Source organism: Desulfocicer niacini (assembly GCF_054657595.1).
On the sequence record NZ_BAAHYK010000200.1, the window covers coordinates 1 to 366 of the forward strand.

At 42.9% G+C, this 366-nt stretch carries 2 pseudogenes; both read left to right on the top strand.

The features are described 5' to 3' along the window. A pseudogene (locus ACYQ2M_RS25380) lies at window positions 1-184 on the top strand (hypothetical protein); the annotation flags it as partial. Window positions 185-194: 10 nt separating this feature from the next. Beyond that, window positions 195-366 (top strand): annotated as a pseudogene (locus ACYQ2M_RS25385) (hypothetical protein); the annotation flags it as partial.

The following is a 366-nucleotide window of genomic DNA, read 5'->3' on the forward strand; positions in this document are numbered from 1 at the left end:
GCACCGTAATCCCACATTATTGTTCCCCAATGGAACAGGTTCTGTTGCAAAAATTCAAAAGGCTACAACTCATATGGACAGAGGTGGTGCTCAAAAAGCCATGAAAACAGTTGTGGCTGAATGTGGTATAAAAAAAAGTCTCCGTCCATTCCTTTCGCCACAGTTTTGCCACTCATCTCCTTGAACGTGGCTTAAGCCTTCGTCATATTCAGGCTTTGCTTGGTCATGCAAGCCCCACCACAACAGCTCGTTACGCCCATATAACTGACTTCACGGAACAAAGCAGTTTGCTCGTCATTAATGAACTCATGAATACACTTCCTTCATGTAGATTTAAAGAAGGTGTAATCATGAAAATGGCCTCTA